This is a genomic window from Thermoactinomyces daqus, from assembly GCF_000763315.1.
GTDB lineage: Bacteria > Bacillota > Bacilli > Thermoactinomycetales > Thermoactinomycetaceae > Thermoactinomyces_A > Thermoactinomyces_A daqus.
This window is the reverse complement of sequence record NZ_JPST01000031.1, coordinates 18,046-35,171: the sequence shown is the minus strand read 5'-3', so window position 1 is coordinate 35,171 and position 17,126 is coordinate 18,046. Positions and strand designations below refer to the sequence as shown.

Genomic DNA, 17,126 nt, shown 5'->3' with positions numbered 1-17,126 from the left:
AGGAATGCTCCTTTGTTTTGTCTGGCCCGCTGATCCGCTTCAACGGGCCAACTATTTTGTTATTCGTGATAAGTCAACATTTTTTGTCCAGTTCCATTTTGTCTTATGCTTGCTTGCGTTCTTTCAATTTGTTCAGGGCGTTTTGTGCGGTTCCAAGTGAACACCCAGCCGCCTGGGCCAGTTTTCGGACACTGATCTGTTCATTCCGTTCCAACATTTCGATTGCGCATTGTACAGCCTGTTCAACTTTGCTACTGTTTTTGCTCCCGTTCACAATATACAGATTGGTTCGTTTACGCTGTACATGTTCAGGTTGTTCAGTTTCTGGCCGTTCATTCTGTACAGCCTGTTCTTTTTTCTCCTGTACGATCTGTTCATCTTTTGAGCGTTCATCTTGTTTAGCTTGTACAGATTCGGATTGTTCACTTTGTATATCTTGTGAATGTACACCCTGTTCAGCCTGTACATTCTCCGAGTGTTCATTTTTATCCTGAACAAAATGGTTCAATCCCGAGTGTACACCTTGAACATGTACATTCTGTTCTGTATGTTCCTGTACAGCGCGTTCAGGTTTCTGTGTAATCTCCATGAACGTGTTCAACGCGTTCCCTAGTGAAGCCGCCCACAATGTTAATTTAGACTGTTCAGGTTGTTCAGGTTGTACACTCGGTTCCATTGAACGGCTAAAGTTAACCAATACAGCGTTTAGTACAAAATAGGGAACAGACAAGCCGAGTACTAACCCTTTGATCGGGTTCCCGTACAGATAGTTATACCCGAGTGTTCCCCCAATATTGGCCCACCCGATAACAACGAGCCCGCCTAGAAACATCCCCCACATCCATTTATATCTCCAACCTGGGAATCTCTGTTCAACTCTGAACGCTTCATACAACCCCCAGAGACCTACACTGAACGCAGCCTCGGCGGCCAGTGTCGCGAACAGGGCCAAGGTGAAGAAGTTTTCACCTAGCCATTTTTCCGTTAAATGGTTCAACCATCCGATCGGATCATCGAACCCCGCTGATTTGTACAACTCGATTGTGTGGTTGAACGATACAATGATCGCAAAAATGAAAATCCCCGTGATCGCATAGTCAAACCGGTCACGTTTTCGATTGCCTTTGTGGTAACTCATGCTCTCTCACCTTCTATGCGCTCCATCTCTTTTTTCCTGTGCCGAAAGATGGACTTGCAAGTGTTGCGAAGTTTTTCGAGCCGGTTGAGATCACTCATTCGGTCGAGCGTCTTTATCATCTGTTTGGCGTGTTTAACTTCCTTACGCCAACCCTCCGGTTTAAGCTCTTTCAGCATAACAATTAATTCTTCAAAATACGCCCGATCTCTTGCGATTTTTGATTCAAAAGACGGCGGGGAAGGAACCTTCTTTTGAGCACTCATTTCGATGCCCTCCTTCTTTTTTGCTTTCCGATCAATTTTTGAACCCGCTTCCACGTGATCTTTTCCGTTTTCCCAGTGGCCCAATCAGAAATGACCGTTTCCTCGGTCTCCTCGTCGCCTTCAACGGGTATGTCTTCCGCGCCCGGCATTCGGATTACATTGTTCTTTTCGGCCAGTTCTTCCGCATACTTGAATTCTAACTCGATTTCTTCAATAATTTTCCGAGCAAACAGGGCCGGCGGATTTCCGCGAGCCGGAATCGTCCCAAACTCGAAAATGGGTTCATGATCCGTCTGCCAAGGCTTTTTGCTGGCCCGTGGGTGCTGATCGTAAATGGTAAGATCGTAGTAGCTTTTGGGGTAGCCGTTTTCATCCCAGCCGTCCCAAAAATCGGCGTACACGTAGTAAATATTTCTCGGCGTCACGATACGAAAAGGAATGTTCATATCTCTCTATCACTCCCGTAACCCTCCCTCTTCCGAGAGGGGCTGTTCTATTTTCGATAATCGGCCGTTTTGCTAGCTTTTTGCCGTTAGACGAAATAGGGAGGAGGGGGAGGTTTTGGCCTTATACCTCCGCCTCCGGTTCCTGTTGATCCGGTCTTTGTGCTTTTCGTAGTAGGCCGCTGATCGGCAAGTATTTGTACAGTACACCTGATTCCACTTTTTCCTCTGAAAACTATCGCCACATCGCGGGCAAAAGTGATACATTAGGGGTGACTCCTTTCTATTGGGGAGTTATGGCCCGTGAGCGAAGGTTGCAGCCGTTGCCGCTCTCGGGCCGTTGGTTTTTATAGCAAATTCCAACCTTTGGCCGTAAGGATTGCGCCAAAATAGGGGATTTGTTGCGCCCCGTCATACCTTTCGCCCGTTATTTTCTCAAGTTCCTCGACCGGGATGATCTCGACCAATTCCGGATCGTATTGCTCTATCTCCCGGATCAGCTTGGCTTCTTCCCTGTCCCAGATGGTTGCACCGAAAGCGATTTGCTCCATCAGATCAAAATGTTCTTTTCTCATTTTGGGTTCCTCCTTACAGAATCTGCACTGTGTTAACCAATTTCCATGTACGCAGACTTTGACTTTTTCCGGTTCACTGCATACTCGAAAATAGCCCGTTTCCTCAGCCAATCGCAGCGCTTTTAAGAAACCCTCCTGCGTTTTTACATCCATCCTGATCTCTCCTTTTTGAAAGGGCCGCCGGAGCAGCCCGCTAGTTGTTAAACTGCGTATTTCTCGCTTATGAAGCGCCTCCAGGACGAAAGCCAACTTTCAAAGTCTGCTTTATATTTTTCCGACAAGAAGGAGTAAGCGGACGGGTAAGCGTCTTTTAAAGGAATTCTTGCATGGTGCAGATAGGGTATGCTTTTCATGGCTTTCCTTCCTGTCCTTTGAACCTGTCGAAGCTGTTCATCAAACCAACAGGCTTTTAGAAAAGAAAAGGGTTCTTCTTCGATGATCTCCTTCCAGTCCATTCCTTGCTTGTCGCAATTGAATGGGCACAAGTAGCAGCGAGATCGTTTAGAAGGCATCCGGTTTTCCATCAAAAACTGGATGCTGTCGTCAGTTGTCAGCCCTTCTTCTACGAGGGGATACGACAAATACATATATTTGAATTGAGGCGATTGATAGGTGCTGATCCTGTTAATTTCGTCATAGCTAAAGCCGATGTCGATGATAAACGCAATATTAGCGGGCATTCTTTGCTGTGGTTTTAACCCCAGCTTTTTCATGACCAATCTCCTGGCCGTTTGTTTGACCGGAACGATCTTAAAGTCGACCGTGCATTGCCGGGGCATGATCCCGGCTTTCGATTCTTGTCCTGTTTCTGGATCAATCCGGCTACAATGAACGGGCATTTGGAAGCGCTGGTAATCTGTATGGATATACCGCATCAGCATTTCTTCCAGGCCCTTTGTCATGCTGTTGTGGTGAGTGATGATAAAGGGCGTTTTGTTTCCGTACTCTTTTTGCCGATTGCGCCACCACTGCACTTGATCATGGATGAATTGCGGTTCTGCTCCGGTATCCGCGAAGATGATATAGTCGTAGTGGATCAACCCTTTAAAATGCTTCTCCAACAAATGGGCCGATTGCGTTCCTCCTCCGAATGAAAGAACGTAATAGATCCTATCCACCCCATTCTCTCTTAGCTCCTGTTCGATCTCCCACTTGGATTTGAATGTACCTTTCTGGTATTTCTTATGCTGCCGAAAATCTCTATTCATCTCGCATCTCTCCCTTTGCATGCTGGACAATCGGCAGTGTAAAAACCCTCAAACAATTGAAACTCTATTTCCACTTTTCCAGAGCCGCCGCAACATGGGCATTTGCCCCTTTTAAAGTCGTTCTCAAAGAACAGGCCAAACTTATCCGTTTTGTATATCTTCCGGCCCATGTAGGAGAATATCTCAGTGATTTCAAATTCTCTCCCTTTGGGTGTGCGGAGCTTATCGCCTTTCTGGATCAGAGGTTTATTAACAAAGATGCTGAAATCGTCATTGATCCGATGTTTTTTCATTTTCGCCCGCTCCTTTTTGTCACTTGTAAATTCGAGCGCCGATTGTCGAGGCCGTTTCTGTTCAGGTGCTTGACGATCCAATACTTGGGCGGCCTCATAATCCATCGGTGAAGCAATGGCCGGCCAGCATTTCGCACGCTACGATCCCCGAAAACATAGCAAATGTTTCGGTTTTTCATCCAAACAGCGCGCCATGTTCCAGAGTAGGCCTGAACGCGTTCTAAGTCTAACGTGTCAATGAGAGTCTCTATAATCGAACCGTCTTCCCGTTTTATGAAAAGGACTGTCACATCGCCGCGTACCTCGTAATCGTTTTTCATGGTGTGCCTCCGTGTATTGGGCCGGGGCCGATTTAGCCCCGGTCTTGATTGATCCGACATTCCATCTGTTCAACCAGTTGCAACACTGATTCCCTGACAGCCTCTAGCTCGCCGATCCAGAGGGCCTGGCGGATTTGGATCAAGTCATCTTGGATTTGATCGAGAATATCCATGCTGATCTCCCCTTAATGAAGCAGTTTGTCTATTTGCTCGCACAGGCGATTTTCCCAATCGTGATCTCCGATCACCGCCGCCGCATCCGCCCAGTTTTGAAGCTCGTTTAGCTTGCTCACCCAGTTGCGGTGCGCGTGCAGCGACTCAACCCACTCAACAACTTCCATAGTAGAGAGCTTCTTACCCTGACAGGCTTTCTCCCAAAGCTGGGCAAGCCTCTGATGGAAAGGTTTCATCGTAAGCCCTCCCGTGATATAATCGAACTCGGGTGATTTTCTAAACTCACTCTCATTTGAACCGTGCCACGGTGGCCGCCGAGGTGCGGTTCTTTCTTCTTGCCTGCCAGATCGTTTGCCAGTAGAAGTAGGCAATTAGGATCATGGTGTATTTCTGGCCCCAGTTCAGTTTGCGCCAGGCTGCGACATTGATCCGCATCTGGTTCACCTCCTTTCAAGGTTTCAACAGATTGGCAAGCTCGCGTCTTACTTACGAATCTGAGTTAACATGTGCTGTGTCTCTTTGTCTCCAGCTGGGCCGCCAAGCATAACCCTCATGCCGGCCAGCGCCCAACGGCTGGCAGCTTTGCCGTATTGAGTCGCACGAGTAAACCAATAGATAGCCTCTTCTCTGCTGAATCGTTCCACTCGCCAGGCCATCAGTTCGACCCGGTCTAAGTCTGCAACCCTCTCCTGTAATTTGAAAATGAGCGCCAATTTTGCACCTGCTTCTTCGTCTAATGGCAAGTTGCCGCGGTAGGTGATCCTGTCCCGGTTAAAAAATTTTTGAAGCTCTAACGGGATACCAGCATAGTCACACACATGGCTAACAATTCTACGTATCGCAGGGAGACAACGGCGCAGGGGCTGACCATGCAACATTCCTTTACTCACGGGTTTTCCTTCAATACACTGTTTAATCACTAAGACAGCGCCTGTTTTATCTTTGTGTTCGGTTATGCGAATAATCCAGGGCGCTTTTTCTAAATCACGTTTCTCCATTCCGCATTTCTCCTTTCAGGGTTTCAGCAACTTTGCAAGCTCCTGCCAAGCCTGTACGGCCAATTCATCCTCTGTCATGCTGGAAAGCTCCTTCCGGTTGTAACCCAACTCGCTCAGGAATCCAACCAGACTTTTTAGGATGTCCGGGCTCATGTGCTCGCCTCCTTTAAGTGATCGGGATAATGACAGTTAGTCTCGAAATAAAAGACCATCTGTCTAGGAACAGTATATATAAGCCTGCACAGTCTAGTCAAGACTTTTTTGTCTCGAAATTCAAATTCTTTTTCCTCCCGTCAACAAAGTCAACAATGGCAACATTGAAAAACATCTACCTACCAGTAGGCGGTATAGAGAGGATAGAGAGGCCATTTTTACCTCTCTATCCTCTCTATCCTCTCTCATGCCCCATACTTTTTTCTTATTGTTGTCTTTGTTGTTTTTGTTGTCATAGAAGGGATAATAGTAGATATATCAAGGGTTTAAGGGTGTCAACAAAGTGTGTGAGGGGTGTCAACAAAGACAACATTGGAAAATTTTAGGTGTCAACAAACTCTTAGACTTTGTTGACACCTTTTGTTGCCACTTTGTTGACACTAAGGGCTGCTAACAGACTGCAAACACGATGCAAACGAACGGGGCGCTTATAGGAGGGAAAGGAAGGTAAAAACCGCATAAAAACAGGGGGTTTCGGACATATCAGACACGATCAGACAGTAAAAAACCAAAAGAGGCTAACTTGAAAACCGCCGAGGGTTCACGCCCTCCGTGGGTTCGAATCCCACCCTCTCCGCCAGAAACAGGAAGTCGCCGGGTTGATCGGCGGCTTTTTTCATATGGAGCATAACATAGGGGACAGATAGGTTATCGTTGAATCCAGGGTAACGGGCTTTGTTACCAGACGGAGGACAAAATGAAGAAAGAAGAAGTCAGTACATATATAATAGTGGATCATATTCACAATTATGATGATTTACCGGGTTGAAAGGGATTGAGCCGTTCCCGGCAATGTTATGGCTTTTGCTGCTCAATTGGAGCACAAGCTTTTCAATGTCTGTCTTGATACTGGGGCTGGCCGTCAAGTGGGAGCGTGTTTTCAAACCATATGTTCTTGTGGTTTTTCTGTATATCGTTTCTTGTTTCAGCAGTCTCATGCCTGAAAGTCTGGTCAGTTGGTTTCCCGGCAATCAGGGGATTTATCTGAGACATTCTGAAGTGGATGGGCACATCCATCATTTTTCGGTTTGGTGGTCTTTGATATATAACGCGATGATCATCGTTTGTGTTTTTTATGGGGGATGCATTATATCAAAAAGGCCGATGTTTCGGGGCAGAAAAATTCAAATGAATTACAGTGAAAGACAGGAGGATTTATCATGGCACATCCGGCGCCGGCGGTAAAACTGGAAAATGTCTCAAAAGTGATTGACAGAAAGCCGATCCTGAACAAGATTGATCTTGAAGTTCCGGCGGGTCAAATATATGGGTTGATCGGGCGCAATGGATCAGGAAAAACGATGCTTTTGCGTTTGATCAGCGGATTTGTATTTCCGACGGAAGGGCGTGTCTTGGTTTTCAATCAGGAAGTTGGAAAAAACGGAACCTTTCCGCAGGATGTCGGGATTATTATTGAGACGCCCGGTTTTTTGGGGGAATACAGCGGGTTCAAAAACCTGAAGCTGCTGGCTTCAATGAGAGGAATAATCAATGATGATGAAATCCGGCAAACGCTGAAAGAAGTCGGCCTTGATCCGGCGGATAAAAAACCGGTGCGGAAATATTCCCTTGGAATGAGACAATGCTTGGGGATCGCTCAGTCAATCATGGAAAGGCCGAAACTCCTGTTGCTGGATGAACCGACAAACGGGTTGGATACGGAAGGAGTTGAAATGCTTCATCGTTTATTGTCCGATCTGCGGGAAAATGGAGTGACCATTCTGTTAGCCAGTCATTATATGGAAGAAATAGCGAAATTGTGCGACAGAGTATTCAGAGTCGAGAAAGGACAGTTGACAGAGGTCGGATAAATGTCATTTTCCGCTTAACCCCTCGTTACGGTGAAGGAACAGGGAAACCGGATGACAATCATACGCCGGGATTTGACGGAGACGCTTCAGCCGGTTTTAAAGAAGAACCAGCCCGGCGTTTTTTTGTCTTTGCTTCAGGTGTTCATCAACAATATGAAAATAACCTCTTGGCACTGAAATGGAATTGTTAGTATAATAGTATAAATTAAAAATACATTTTAATAATTGTGATTAATCGGTATTTTTCATTTGTTTTTCGTCTGACCCTTACGGTCGACCAATTTCACAAAATAAATTGGGAGAAGGAGTGGATTTGTCATGTCTGAAAATCCCACCAAGGGTCCGGAAATGAGCGGTTTTATTGCAACCTGGTATGCCAAAAATACCGAAAAGCAAATCGAAAAATACAGAAATGATGCCAAGAAGGTGTTTTCATCCGTATCAGAGGGGGATGCTGTTCTTGAACTTGCTCCCGGTCCGGGGTATTTATCCATTGAACTTGCCAAGATGGGCCGTTTTCATATTACCGGATTGGATATCAGCAAGAAGTTTGTGCAAATGGCACAAGCAAATGCAACAAGAGCAGGAGTGGATATCGACTTTCGTCACGGAGATGCAGCACAGATGCCCTTTGATGATCATGCATTCGATTTTATCATCTGTCGGGCGGCCTTCAAGAATTTTTCCAAACCGGTCGCGGCACTCGATGAGATGAATCGCGTATTGAAACCCGGGGGCAAGGCATTGATCATCGATTTTAAAAAGGATGTTTCCAAAGATAAACTGGATCAATTTGTTTCCGGTGATCTGGGTTTTACCGGCATTAATTCTCTTGTTACCAAATGGATGTTTCGATTCGTGGTGATCAAGCAAGCCTACACTAAAGATGAAGTCAAGGAAATGATAGCGAAGAGCAAATTTCAAACAGGCAGGATTCACGAGGGGTTGATCGGATTGGAAGTATGGCTGGAGAAGAAATAACAGATGGCTCGGACGATAGTTTGAATTTTTGTGATACAATGGACTGGTTATGGATTTTCGGAGAGGTAGGGGGCTCCATAACCCGATGGCAAAACATTTTCACGGAAAACAGTGATAAGGATCACACTGAGATGGAGAAAAATAATGTATAATAAAAATGTTACGCAAAAACGGACTCAGAAGACGATGTTTTGGGAGAGAACAGTCGCGTCCATCCCTTAATTTGAAGGATTGGGAAAAATCCCTGAAATCCGTTGACTTTTCATCATTTGCCGTGATGCTGTATAAAGGTGCGTTTTTATTTTGCATTCTGCTGTGCCTTTTTGCCTTCTTCATAACTTTTCGCCTGGGTTCAACTCAATCCCAAACTTCGAATGAACATTACGAAAAAAGTCGAAAGAAAACTGTTATCCTTCTTTCCCTGATTTATGTCCTTGTCACGGTCTGTGGTCTCTTGTTTGTCTGTTTGCTTTAGGAAAATCGGACAGGACAGGCGTCCGGGCTTTTGCCAATGGGAATCTTACTTCCAGCCTCTCAGTGCATCCTTGTCCAGGATGATGATCTGCGAGCGTTGTTTGTCAATGATTTGTTCCTTTTTTAATTGATTCAACAGGCGGCTGACGGTTTCTCTGGATGTACCGACCACATTGGCCAGTTCCTGATTGGTTATGGGCAAATCGATGTAAATCCGGGAGCCTTTTGTCTCTCCTTGCTTGTCTGCCAGGTCGAGCAAAAAGGAGAGAATGCGCCGGTTCACGTCGGTTCCGGTAAACTGCTGGAGTTTTTGCTGAAGATCCCGGATCTTGGAGCTGAGCACATCAATCACTTTGCAGGCAATCGTCGGCATGGCCAGGATCAGTTGCTCAAAGGCGCGAACGGGAATCGCCAACAGGTCGGTATCGACAAGCGTTTCCGTGGTGGCTGGATAAGGAGCATGTTTAAAAAAACCGGTATGCGGAAACATGTCACCGGTTTGCAGAAGCGAGACAATCTGTTCATGGCCTGTCTCGTCTGTCTTGTAGGCTTTGACAAGGCCGTTCTGTATAAAAAAGACCGCTTCTTTTTCACTTCCTTCCGTGAAGATGACCGTTTTTTTCGTGAATGTACGATGAATGACGATTTCTCCGATTCGTGCCAGTTCTTGTTCGTTGAGATCTTGGAATAACGGAACCTGTTGCAGTACACTCTGTTTTTCCATTGAAAAAAATTCCTTTCGTGTATTTATGTTTATTATATCAGATGGCGTGCAGACTTATTAGGCGGATCAAGCCGTTGTGATCGTTCACGGCTGTTTTTGTCATGAGAAGGCTTTTGCCCGTTTCAAATCGTTTGTACCTTTTATGGACACAGTGAAAATCGAAGAAGAGATCAATCTGTTTTGAGAAGGGGAAACGATGTTGCTGAAGATCATGTTATTTTTTCATGTTCTCGGGGCGATCGGCATGGGATTCTATCTGGTCTTGCCCTTTTTGCTGCAAAAAAGGTTTTTGCAATCGCGTTCCGTTCTCCAGGTATTGTATCGGCTGAACTTTCTCACGCAATGGATTCTCGTCGTTCAATTGTTGACCGGCGGTTACTTGTACAGTCAAGCGGTGTATAGCACCTTGTGGATTTCTTTGGTGGTGGCTGCTTATTTCGGTGTTGGCGCTTTTGGTGGATTGTTTGGTTATTACATCCGCCATTTTCTCAAGTCGCCCGATCGCTTTGAAGTGAAATCGTGGATGCAAACCGTCCGTTTTCATGCACTCTTTACGACGGCCTTCATATTTCTGGTCATCCTCTTGATGATGTTTCCCGCCGGAATTTGATGCTGTTCCTTGGAACTCTTGTCGACACCTGTGGAAAGTGTGAATAATTTGTGGAAAAATATCAGATTTGCAGAAAACAGGGATTGGAAAAACAAACGGTCATGGTTCGTTTCAGCCGGACGATGGCCGTTTTGACTGAAGAACATGATGTTTGCTGATTCAAACCTCTGAAACTGCCAGAAAGGGGATCGATCCGAGGGTCATCACCTCAATGCGACCAATCGGAACCTGAATCTCCCCTGATTTTCCCACCTTTCAATTTCTCCTTCCCCGCATTTTATCGTTCCATCCTCACCAAAAAATGTCCTGAGAATAACATACAGTATAAGTGTGGAGAGTTGTCATGCCTTCTTTTCACCGGATACTTGACCGGCGACATCGGGGTCGTTGATGACATAGCAATTTTCGGACACTGTATTATGATCGCCGCTGATCATGCCGTGTCCTTCGTTGGATTTATCACGGGGTTTCCAATCTTTATGAACGTTATCACCTGAAAATACAAAGGAAGTTTTTGTCATCTGTCCAATCTTGAGGTTTCTTAAAAATGCGGATCATTTGGCATCGCTTCTTTTTTTGGCTTTACATTGCGAATCGCAATGAAGGGGGAATGGACCATGTCCGATTCACGGGATCAGTTTAAGCCGTTCGAGTTTAATTGGAATGATGTTGTAAACCGGGTTACCAAACATCAGGATTTTTCTTGGCTGGATAAATTTGTGGAAGGGACGATTTCGAAAGCTCTTCCCAATCACCAGTTTCCTTTCAACATGGCAAAAGGCGGGCTTAAGTCCCTGGATAAGTATATGGATCAAATTTTTTCACAAGCAATGCCGAATGCAAACGGGCAACCTCTTTTTAACTCAGGTCAGGACAGTGTAAAGTCGGAGGTTTTTGAAACACATCACTGGATGTTTGTGCGTATAAAAGTCCCGAACCGGGCCATCGCCAGCAAATTGCGCATCTCCCTCGGCGTCAATCAAGTCCGTGTCTCCGGTTTGACTAAAGAGATTGAAACGATTGGCTTGCCTGCAACCGCACGCTTGGAAGGGGCAAGAGCCATCTATAAAGACGGAATCCTGGAAATACGGATTCCCAAAGATTTAAATGAACAGTTTCATGAGGTCAACATTCAGTTTCTGTGATGATCGCATGGCAGGAGATGGGGGGCACGATCCGCACCAAGATATTTGGCCCGTGGGTTGATAACAAATGCAACGCCAAAAACCTTTCGCGGCGATACGGTTCTGCTAGGGAATTATAAAACTCCTCTTTTTGGGCACTTTACTGGATAGCAATTACCGAAGGAGTGAGTATGATGGCATTTTTGGAAATCAGTGTTGCCCCGGTCGGAACCAATACGCCCAGCTTCAGTTCTTATGTGAGCCAAGCGGTGGAAGTGGTACAACAAAGCGGGCTGCAGTATCAGGTCACGCCGACGGCAACCGTCATTGAAGGGGATCTGAATCAATTGATGGATGTGGCCAAGCAAATTCACCAAAAAGCCATGTCAGCCGGTGCGAATCGGGTGATCACCCATATCAGCATCGACGAACGCAATGACAAATCGACAAATATGCAACAGCAAGTGCAATCCGTTCAGCAGTGACCCGACCGAAACTTTTATCCGTCCGGACTGAACCCCATATGCGGAAAATCAAGGCTCCCGCCTGCCGCGGCCTTGCTGACCGTCATCCTGATCTCCTATCGCCTTGACTGGCAAACACTGGTGACAGCCCGGATTTACGGGATTCCTCTTCCGGTTCTCATTCCGGTTTTTGTGGTCAGCATCGGAACGGTCTTCGGTTTTGCTTTCGGCTATTCGATGAAGAGAAAAATCGAAGTGATTGTCGAATCAATCATGCGATATGAACGGGGCAATTTCGCCCATCGGGTGCCGGTGCTGGGTGAAGATGAATTCGGCCTGATCGCCGGACATCTGAACCGAATGGCCGAGCGGGCGCAACAACAAGTAGCTTCTTTGCAAAAGCTGACGACGGAGAAAGCGAAGTGGGAAGAACGGATGAAAGAGGCCGTGATCTCCGAAGAGCGGCAACGCCTGGCCAGAGAGTTGCATGATGCAGTCAGCCAGCAGCTGTTTGCCATCTCGATGATGTCGTCCGCAGTAAAGGAAACCCTGACCGGGGATGACCGGCCGATTTACAGGCAAATCGCCATGATCGAAAAGATGGCGGGAATTGCGCAAAATGAGATGCGGGCGCTGCTTCTGCATTTGCGTCCCGTCACCTTGGAAGGCAAGAGATTGAAAGAGGGTCTGGAAGAGCTGTTGGAAGAATTTAAGGCCAAACAGTTGGCCGAGGTGCATTGGGAAGTGGAGGATTTGCCCGATCTGCCAAAGGGGATCGAGGATCATCTGTTTCGCATTGTCCAGGAAGGACTCTCCAATGTGTTCCGCCATTCGCAAGCCACTTCGGTCACGATTCGCCTTGCTGTCCGCAACCGGCAAATTTACTTGCGGATCATCGATAATGGTATCGGTTTTGACATGAATAAACCGAAGTCTTCTTCTTACGGTTTGCAGTTGATTCAGGAACGGGCCAGCGAAATCGGCGGAATTGCCGAAGTGATCTCTTTTCCCGGCAAAGGGACACAGATTGAGGTGAAAGTGCCGATTATCGAGGAAGAAAAGGGGAGAGATGCATGATTCGTGTGATGATCGTGGATGACCACGAAATGGTCAGGATGGGACTTGCCGCCTACCTCGAATCGTAGCCGGATATGGAGATTGTCGCCGAAGCGGCCAGTGGGCGGGAAGCAGTCAGATTGGCGCTGGAAACCAGGCCCGATGTGATCCTGATGGATCTGGTCATGGAACCGATGGACGGCATTGAAGCGACGAAAGAGATTGTCCGTGTGCTGGATGATCCCAAAATTATCGTCCTGACAAGCTTTATCGATGATGACAAGGTTTATCCGGTTATTGAGGCAGGGGCACTGAGTTATCTGCTGAAAACATCGAAGGCGAAGGATATCGCCGCGGCCATTCGCGCTGCGATGAAGGGAGAGCCCGTGCTGGAAGCGCAGGTTACGGGCAAAATGCTTTCCAGAATGCGGCGGACCCATCATCCCAAACCCCATGAAAAGCTGACTGCGCGCGAGATGGAGATTTTGCGTCTGATCGCCGAAGGGAAGAACAACCAGGAAATTGCTGAAGTGCTTTATATCACGGTAAAAACCGTGAAAACGCATATTACCAATATCCTTTCCAAACTGCAGGTGGACGACCGCACCCAGGCGGCGATTTACGCTCACCGGAACAAGCTGGTGGAGTAGCAAGGCCGGATCGCTCTTCCTGCTTCCGATCCCATGGACGGATGTCTATGGGATTTTATGCTGTTATGGTGTCTGTTTGTGAACTGATTAAATATTTGTAATAAGCTTATTTCAATAGAGTAAAGCATTACATGGATGCTGTTTACATCTTTTTAATCCTGGTGTTATACTTTCTTTGATCTATACATGATTGCCGCTGCAATTTTCGAAAAAGAGGTGAAAAAGATGGGAGCCGCTGTATATCGCCGCATCATGTCCTTGCCTCCAAGAATCATTCTTTTATTGGAATATATCGAAATTCTCGTCGGTACGGCGATTGTTGCGGTCGCCTTCAATCTGTTTCTGCTGCCCAACCAGATCGCTGCCGGCGGCGTCAGTGGACTCAGTACCATCCTGTATGGAGTATTTGGCTGGAAACCTTCTTACGTGCAATGGGCGGTTAACATTCCGCTGTTTTTTCTGGGCATGCTCTTGCTGGGGAAACAGTTCAGCCTGAAGACACTGGTGGGAACGTCGTTTTTGCCGCTGGTTGTTTACCTGACAGAGGGAATCAAGCCGGTCACCATGAATCCCCTGTTGGCCGCATTATTCGGCGGGATCATGGTCGGACTCGGTCTGGGGATCGTGTTTCGCGGGAAGGGTTCCACCGGCGGAACGGCCTTGATCGGGCAGATGCTTCATAAGTTTACCGGCATTTCCCTGGGAGTTTGCATGATGTTTATCGACGGGATGATCGTTTTGTCCTCTGCCCTTGTGTTCAGTCTGGAACGGGCATTATACGCGATCATCAGTATCTATCTCACCGGAAAAGTGATCGATGTCGTCCAGCTCGGCTTCAGCAATTATGCCAAGATGGCGTTTATTATTTCCGAGAAAGAAGAAGAGATCAAAAACGTGATCCTTCATAAAATCAATCGCGGGGTGACGCGGCTGTCCGGGACTGGCGGCTACACCAATGACAAGCGCCCGGTATTAATGTGTGTACTCGATCAGAGCGAACTGTCCCAATTGAAACAAATCGTTGAAGAAGTGGACCCTTCAGCTTTTGTCATTGTTTCCAATTCGATTGAAGTGCTGGGAAAAGGGCTCCATGCCTGAGACGATGCAACCGAACACCCATTTTGCGGGTGTTTTTTATTTTGATTTGTTAATGAACCCCAAACAGGGAAACATTAACATCAGGCAGGTCGTTTGCTGTGAACGGAAAGGCGGCCCGCCGGAAAAATTTGCAGGAATCGTGATGAGCCCGGGAGGAATCACCCTTGACTGGCTTTACTCATACATTCTTTTATCTACTGCTGGTGTTTGCTTTTGTCTTGATGAACGGATTTTTTGTCGCGGCGGAGTTTGCCATCGTCAAAGTGCGATCGACCCGGATTGCCCAAATCCATAGCCAGCGCGGAAAAATGGCGCAAAATGTGCTGGCTCATCTCGATGCCTATCTGTCGGCGACACAGCTGGGAATCACTTTGGCCTCTCTCGGATTGGGCTGGGTCGGGGAACCGGCAGTCGCCCGTTTGTTGGGAGTGGTTTTCCGCTTTTTTCATCTGCCCGAATGGCTGGTTCACCCTGTTTCTTTTGCCGTTGCTTTTACCATTATCACGTTTTTGCATATTGTGCTGGGGGAAATGGCCCCAAAATCGATTGCCATTCGCAAGGCGGAAGAGGTTACCCTGCGGACGGCCACCTCTCTTCACTGGTTTTACCGAATCTTTAAACCGTTTATCTACATTCTGAACCAGGCGGCCAATCTCGTTTTGCGCCTGATGGGCATCGAGATGACAGAACCGCAGCAAGCTCATACCGAAGAGGAGATCCGCATGCTGATCGCACAAAGCCATCAGAGTGGTGTCATCGACCAAACCGAACTCACCCTCTTTGACAATGTATTTGACTTTACCGACCGGGTGGTTCGCGAAGTGATGGTGCCGCGTGTCAAAATGGTTTGCTTGTACGTGTATGATTCGTTTGCCGAAAACATGGAAACGATCAAAAATGCCCATTTTACACGTTTTCCCCTCTGCGGCGAGGATAAGGATGACGTGCGCGGCATTGTTCATATCCGGGATGTGTACGAACATCTGCTGGCCGGGGAAACTCCCGATCTGGAAAAACTGGTTCGCCCGATGATTGTGGTGCCGGAAACGATGGAGTTGAAAGACCTGCTCAGGGAATTGCAGCGAAACAAGATCGGCATGGCCATTGTCGTCGATGAATACGGCGGAACCTCCGGGCTGGTAACAACAGAGGATATCATTGAAGAGATCTTTGGGGAGATCCAGGATGAATTTGACGATGAACGCCCTTTCTTTCAGAAGGGAAAAGAGGGGGTATCCATCGAGGCAGGTTTGTTAATTGACAATGTCAACGACTACTTTCAGATTCATATCGAGGATGAGGATAACGACACGATCGGCGGATGGCTTTTCTCGCAGTTGGATAAAGTGCCGAAGACGGGAGACGAGGTGAAGTTTGGGGATTTTGTCTTTAAGGTTGAGGAGATGGATCAATTGCGCATTTCCCGGATTTTGGTCAGCAAAAATCCCTCCCCTGTGCCGGTGGAAGAAGAACAGAGGCGATAGCCGCCCTCATGCGACGATCGCCTCCTTATGGTTAAAACGCTTTTCGGTTGAGGATTTCCTTGATCTTGTTCAAAGGATCGCTCATGGTTTGCTGATCATTGATATAAAGGACACTGTCCGGATTATTGTATTCCCACTTCAACGAGGTGAAGAAGGATTGCGAAGAGCGGATCATCTCCAGATCCATCTGGATATGCGTCTGGGTCATGTTAAAGGAAACATTGAGTTCATCGATATACCCGTGGTAACGTCCGGTCGGGCGGAAACAATAGACCTGGGCAAAGGAATGAGGTTTTTGTTCCTTGTCGTAAACATTATAGATTTGGTAGAGAATAAACTCCGCATCTTCAATCTGCTTCAACAGCTTTTGCACCAGCGGGTGCGGGAACACTTCGATTTTGTCTTCATCCGTCGGGTCGACCGCCATTTTGATTTCCACATCGGTTTTCAGATGGATCGGGTATCCGCCCGTGGACATGGGGGTATAGAGAGGTAATTGGATTTGAAACGGGATTTCCTTCACTTCCCCCGGCTGAATGAGGAAAGCGTGAGAAAGCTTAAACTTGCTTAACACATGTTTGGTTTTTTTATTCTGTTTAAGCAAAGTGATGACAAGATAAAGATAAATATCTTCAATTTGCTGTGTAGTCTGACCACCGCGAATCCAGACAGTTCCCCTCACGGTGTCTCCGGCTTGAAACTGATTTTCGGCCAGATTTGTATCGACCCGGGCTGACCCAATTCCCAAGCTTGCCAATGGTTTGAATAAATTCAATGTCTGTAACACTCCTTCGAGTTCACCCTGTTCAAAAAAAGACAAATCCTTTTTAGGTAATGAAATATTTGCCAAATTTAATCATATTATAACCTAAAATCATAGAATGCCAAAACTACTAAATAGACTCAGTTTCTGATGATCATAAAAAAAGTGATCCGAATCAAAAATGACAAGACACCTTTTTCCGACGGTCACATAGGATGAAGAGTAGACATTTGCCTGGATCTTTTGGCAGAAAGGGTGGATG

At 46.8% G+C, this 17,126-nt stretch carries 22 protein-coding genes and 1 pseudogene; 9 read left to right on the top strand and 14 right to left on the bottom strand.

The window, feature by feature from the left end; genetic code table 11:
• Window positions 1-103: 103 nt before the first annotated feature.
• The 12 genes from JG50_RS0113420 to JG50_RS20165 all read right to left on the bottom strand — a co-directional run bounded on the left by JG50_RS0113420 (window position 104) and on the right by JG50_RS20165 (window position 5,565).
• Window positions 104-1,138 (bottom strand): hypothetical protein, encoded by a 1,035-nt coding sequence (locus tag JG50_RS0113420; protein ID WP_033101623.1) that lies wholly within the window; start codon window positions 1,136-1,138, stop codon window positions 104-106.
• The gene (locus tag JG50_RS0113415; RefSeq protein ID WP_033101622.1) at window positions 1,135-1,401 is read right to left on the bottom strand and encodes a hypothetical protein; all 267 of its coding nucleotides are present in this window, start codon (window positions 1,399-1,401) and stop codon (window positions 1,135-1,137) included. The genes JG50_RS0113420 and JG50_RS0113415 overlap by 4 nt, the downstream gene beginning before the upstream one ends.
• Entirely contained in the window at window positions 1,398-1,847 is a 450-nt protein-coding gene (locus tag JG50_RS0113410) for a hypothetical protein (protein WP_033101621.1), read from the bottom strand. The genes JG50_RS0113415 and JG50_RS0113410 overlap by 4 nt, the downstream gene beginning before the upstream one ends.
• Before the next feature lie 344 nt (window positions 1,848-2,191).
• Complete coding sequence (locus JG50_RS19745; protein WP_033101633.1) at window positions 2,192-2,419, bottom strand: hypothetical protein; 228 nt, start codon at window positions 2,417-2,419, stop codon at window positions 2,192-2,194.
• 200 nt (window positions 2,420-2,619) lie between these two features.
• A complete protein-coding gene (locus JG50_RS0113400) occupies window positions 2,620-3,627 on the bottom strand; it encodes a hypothetical protein (protein ID WP_235281693.1) in 1,008 nt (335 codons plus the stop codon).
• Complete coding sequence (locus JG50_RS20715) at window positions 3,624-3,920, bottom strand: hypothetical protein (RefSeq protein ID WP_033101619.1); 297 nt, start codon at window positions 3,918-3,920, stop codon at window positions 3,624-3,626. Before JG50_RS20715 ends, JG50_RS0113400 begins: the two co-directional genes overlap by 4 nt.
• Window positions 3,917-4,240 (bottom strand): HNH endonuclease, encoded by a 324-nt coding sequence (locus JG50_RS0113390; protein ID WP_052154320.1) that lies wholly within the window; start codon window positions 4,238-4,240, stop codon window positions 3,917-3,919. Before JG50_RS0113390 ends, JG50_RS20715 begins: the two co-directional genes overlap by 4 nt.
• 32 nt (window positions 4,241-4,272) lie before the next feature.
• Window positions 4,273-4,413: a hypothetical protein gene (locus tag JG50_RS20175; RefSeq protein ID WP_160173880.1), complete on the bottom strand. Its 141-nt coding sequence runs from the start codon at window positions 4,411-4,413 to the stop codon at window positions 4,273-4,275.
• Window positions 4,414-4,425: 12 nt separating this feature from the next.
• Complete coding sequence (locus JG50_RS0113385; RefSeq protein WP_033101618.1) at window positions 4,426-4,650, bottom strand: DUF7667 family protein; 225 nt, start codon at window positions 4,648-4,650, stop codon at window positions 4,426-4,428.
• Between the two features lie 52 nt (window positions 4,651-4,702).
• The gene (locus tag JG50_RS20170; protein WP_160173879.1) at window positions 4,703-4,849 is read right to left on the bottom strand and encodes a hypothetical protein; all 147 of its coding nucleotides are present in this window, start codon (window positions 4,847-4,849) and stop codon (window positions 4,703-4,705) included.
• 47 nt (window positions 4,850-4,896) lie between these two features.
• On the bottom strand, window positions 4,897-5,412 hold the full coding sequence (locus JG50_RS0113380) for a DUF7680 family protein (protein ID WP_052154319.1): 516 nt from the start codon (window positions 5,410-5,412) through the stop codon (window positions 4,897-4,899).
• Window positions 5,413-5,427: 15 nt separating this feature from the next.
• Complete coding sequence (locus JG50_RS20165) at window positions 5,428-5,565, bottom strand: hypothetical protein (RefSeq protein WP_160173878.1); 138 nt, start codon at window positions 5,563-5,565, stop codon at window positions 5,428-5,430.
• 1,220 nt (window positions 5,566-6,785) lie between these two features.
• On the opposite strand from JG50_RS20165, the gene JG50_RS0113370 reads away from it, so the two are divergent.
• Window positions 6,786-7,436, top strand: coding sequence for an ABC transporter ATP-binding protein (locus JG50_RS0113370; protein WP_033101616.1), 651 nt, complete (start codon window positions 6,786-6,788; stop codon window positions 7,434-7,436).
• 318 nt (window positions 7,437-7,754) lie between these two features.
• The gene (locus JG50_RS0113365) at window positions 7,755-8,417 is read left to right on the top strand and encodes a class I SAM-dependent methyltransferase (RefSeq protein ID WP_033101615.1); all 663 of its coding nucleotides are present in this window, start codon (window positions 7,755-7,757) and stop codon (window positions 8,415-8,417) included.
• Window positions 8,418-8,937: 520 nt separating this feature from the next.
• Here the strand turns inward: JG50_RS0113365 and JG50_RS0113355 are convergent.
• A complete protein-coding gene (locus JG50_RS0113355; RefSeq protein WP_033101613.1) occupies window positions 8,938-9,615 on the bottom strand; it encodes a Crp/Fnr family transcriptional regulator in 678 nt (225 codons plus the stop codon).
• A gap of 199 nt (window positions 9,616-9,814) precedes the next feature.
• Between JG50_RS0113355 and JG50_RS18930 the strand changes: the two genes are divergently transcribed.
• The 7 genes and pseudogenes from JG50_RS18930 to JG50_RS0113315 all read left to right on the top strand — a co-directional run bounded on the left by JG50_RS18930 (window position 9,815) and on the right by JG50_RS0113315 (window position 16,101).
• The gene (locus JG50_RS18930) at window positions 9,815-10,225 is read left to right on the top strand and encodes a hypothetical protein (RefSeq protein WP_152568583.1); all 411 of its coding nucleotides are present in this window, start codon (window positions 9,815-9,817) and stop codon (window positions 10,223-10,225) included.
• Window positions 10,226-10,842: 617 nt separating this feature from the next.
• Window positions 10,843-11,370, top strand: a complete 528-nt coding sequence (locus tag JG50_RS0113340) for an Hsp20/alpha crystallin family protein (protein ID WP_033101611.1) — start codon at window positions 10,843-10,845, stop codon at window positions 11,368-11,370.
• A gap of 173 nt (window positions 11,371-11,543) precedes the next feature.
• The gene (locus JG50_RS0113335) at window positions 11,544-11,834 is read left to right on the top strand and encodes an MTH1187 family thiamine-binding protein (RefSeq protein WP_033101610.1); all 291 of its coding nucleotides are present in this window, start codon (window positions 11,544-11,546) and stop codon (window positions 11,832-11,834) included.
• Between the two features lie 72 nt (window positions 11,835-11,906).
• Window positions 11,907-12,890: a HAMP domain-containing sensor histidine kinase gene (locus JG50_RS0113330; protein WP_235281691.1), complete on the top strand. Its 984-nt coding sequence runs from the start codon at window positions 11,907-11,909 to the stop codon at window positions 12,888-12,890.
• Window positions 12,887-13,519 (top strand): annotated as a pseudogene (locus JG50_RS18350) (response regulator). The gene JG50_RS0113330 and the pseudogene JG50_RS18350 overlap by 4 nt, the downstream one beginning before the upstream one ends.
• A gap of 225 nt (window positions 13,520-13,744) precedes the next feature.
• Window positions 13,745-14,617 (top strand): YitT family protein, encoded by an 873-nt coding sequence (locus JG50_RS0113320; RefSeq protein ID WP_052154322.1) that lies wholly within the window; start codon window positions 13,745-13,747, stop codon window positions 14,615-14,617.
• Between the two features lie 164 nt (window positions 14,618-14,781).
• A complete protein-coding gene (locus JG50_RS0113315) occupies window positions 14,782-16,101 on the top strand; it encodes a hemolysin family protein (RefSeq protein WP_033101608.1) in 1,320 nt (439 codons plus the stop codon).
• Window positions 16,102-16,132: 31 nt separating this feature from the next.
• On the opposite strand, the gene JG50_RS0113310 is transcribed toward JG50_RS0113315, so the two are convergent.
• Window positions 16,133-16,876: a sporulation protein gene (locus JG50_RS0113310; protein WP_052154316.1), complete on the bottom strand. Its 744-nt coding sequence runs from the start codon at window positions 16,874-16,876 to the stop codon at window positions 16,133-16,135.
• Window positions 16,877-17,126: the final 250 nt, after the last annotated feature.

Coding starts and splice junctions, on each gene's coding strand:
- JG50_RS0113390 (WP_052154320.1), bottom strand. CDS start 4,240: ATGAAAAACGATTACGAGGTACGCGGCGATGTGACAGTCCTTTTCATA.
- JG50_RS0113320 (WP_052154322.1), top strand. CDS start 13,745: ATGGGAGCCGCTGTATATCGCCGCATCATGTCCTTGCCTCCAAGAATC.
- JG50_RS0113340 (WP_033101611.1), top strand. CDS start 10,843: ATGTCCGATTCACGGGATCAGTTTAAGCCGTTCGAGTTTAATTGGAAT.
- JG50_RS0113380 (WP_052154319.1), bottom strand. CDS start 5,412: ATGGAGAAACGTGATTTAGAAAAAGCGCCCTGGATTATTCGCATAACC.
- JG50_RS20715 (WP_033101619.1), bottom strand. CDS start 3,920: ATGAAAAAACATCGGATCAATGACGATTTCAGCATCTTTGTTAATAAA.
- JG50_RS0113370 (WP_033101616.1), top strand. CDS start 6,786: ATGGCACATCCGGCGCCGGCGGTAAAACTGGAAAATGTCTCAAAAGTG.
- JG50_RS0113410 (WP_033101621.1), bottom strand. CDS start 1,847: ATGAACATTCCTTTTCGTATCGTGACGCCGAGAAATATTTACTACGTG.
- JG50_RS0113415 (WP_033101622.1), bottom strand. CDS start 1,401: ATGAGTGCTCAAAAGAAGGTTCCTTCCCCGCCGTCTTTTGAATCAAAA.
- JG50_RS20165 (WP_160173878.1), bottom strand. CDS start 5,565: ATGAGCCCGGACATCCTAAAAAGTCTGGTTGGATTCCTGAGCGAGTTG.
- JG50_RS0113420 (WP_033101623.1), bottom strand. CDS start 1,138: ATGAGTTACCACAAAGGCAATCGAAAACGTGACCGGTTTGACTATGCG.
- JG50_RS0113400 (WP_235281693.1), bottom strand. CDS start 3,627: ATGAATAGAGATTTTCGGCAGCATAAGAAATACCAGAAAGGTACATTC.
- JG50_RS0113385 (WP_033101618.1), bottom strand. CDS start 4,650: ATGAAACCTTTCCATCAGAGGCTTGCCCAGCTTTGGGAGAAAGCCTGT.
- JG50_RS20175 (WP_160173880.1), bottom strand. CDS start 4,413: ATGGATATTCTCGATCAAATCCAAGATGACTTGATCCAAATCCGCCAG.
- JG50_RS0113335 (WP_033101610.1), top strand. CDS start 11,544: ATGGCATTTTTGGAAATCAGTGTTGCCCCGGTCGGAACCAATACGCCC.
- JG50_RS0113365 (WP_033101615.1), top strand. CDS start 7,755: ATGTCTGAAAATCCCACCAAGGGTCCGGAAATGAGCGGTTTTATTGCA.
- JG50_RS19745 (WP_033101633.1), bottom strand. CDS start 2,419: ATGAGAAAAGAACATTTTGATCTGATGGAGCAAATCGCTTTCGGTGCA.
- JG50_RS20170 (WP_160173879.1), bottom strand. CDS start 4,849: ATGCGGATCAATGTCGCAGCCTGGCGCAAACTGAACTGGGGCCAGAAA.
- JG50_RS0113355 (WP_033101613.1), bottom strand. CDS start 9,615: ATGGAAAAACAGAGTGTACTGCAACAGGTTCCGTTATTCCAAGATCTC.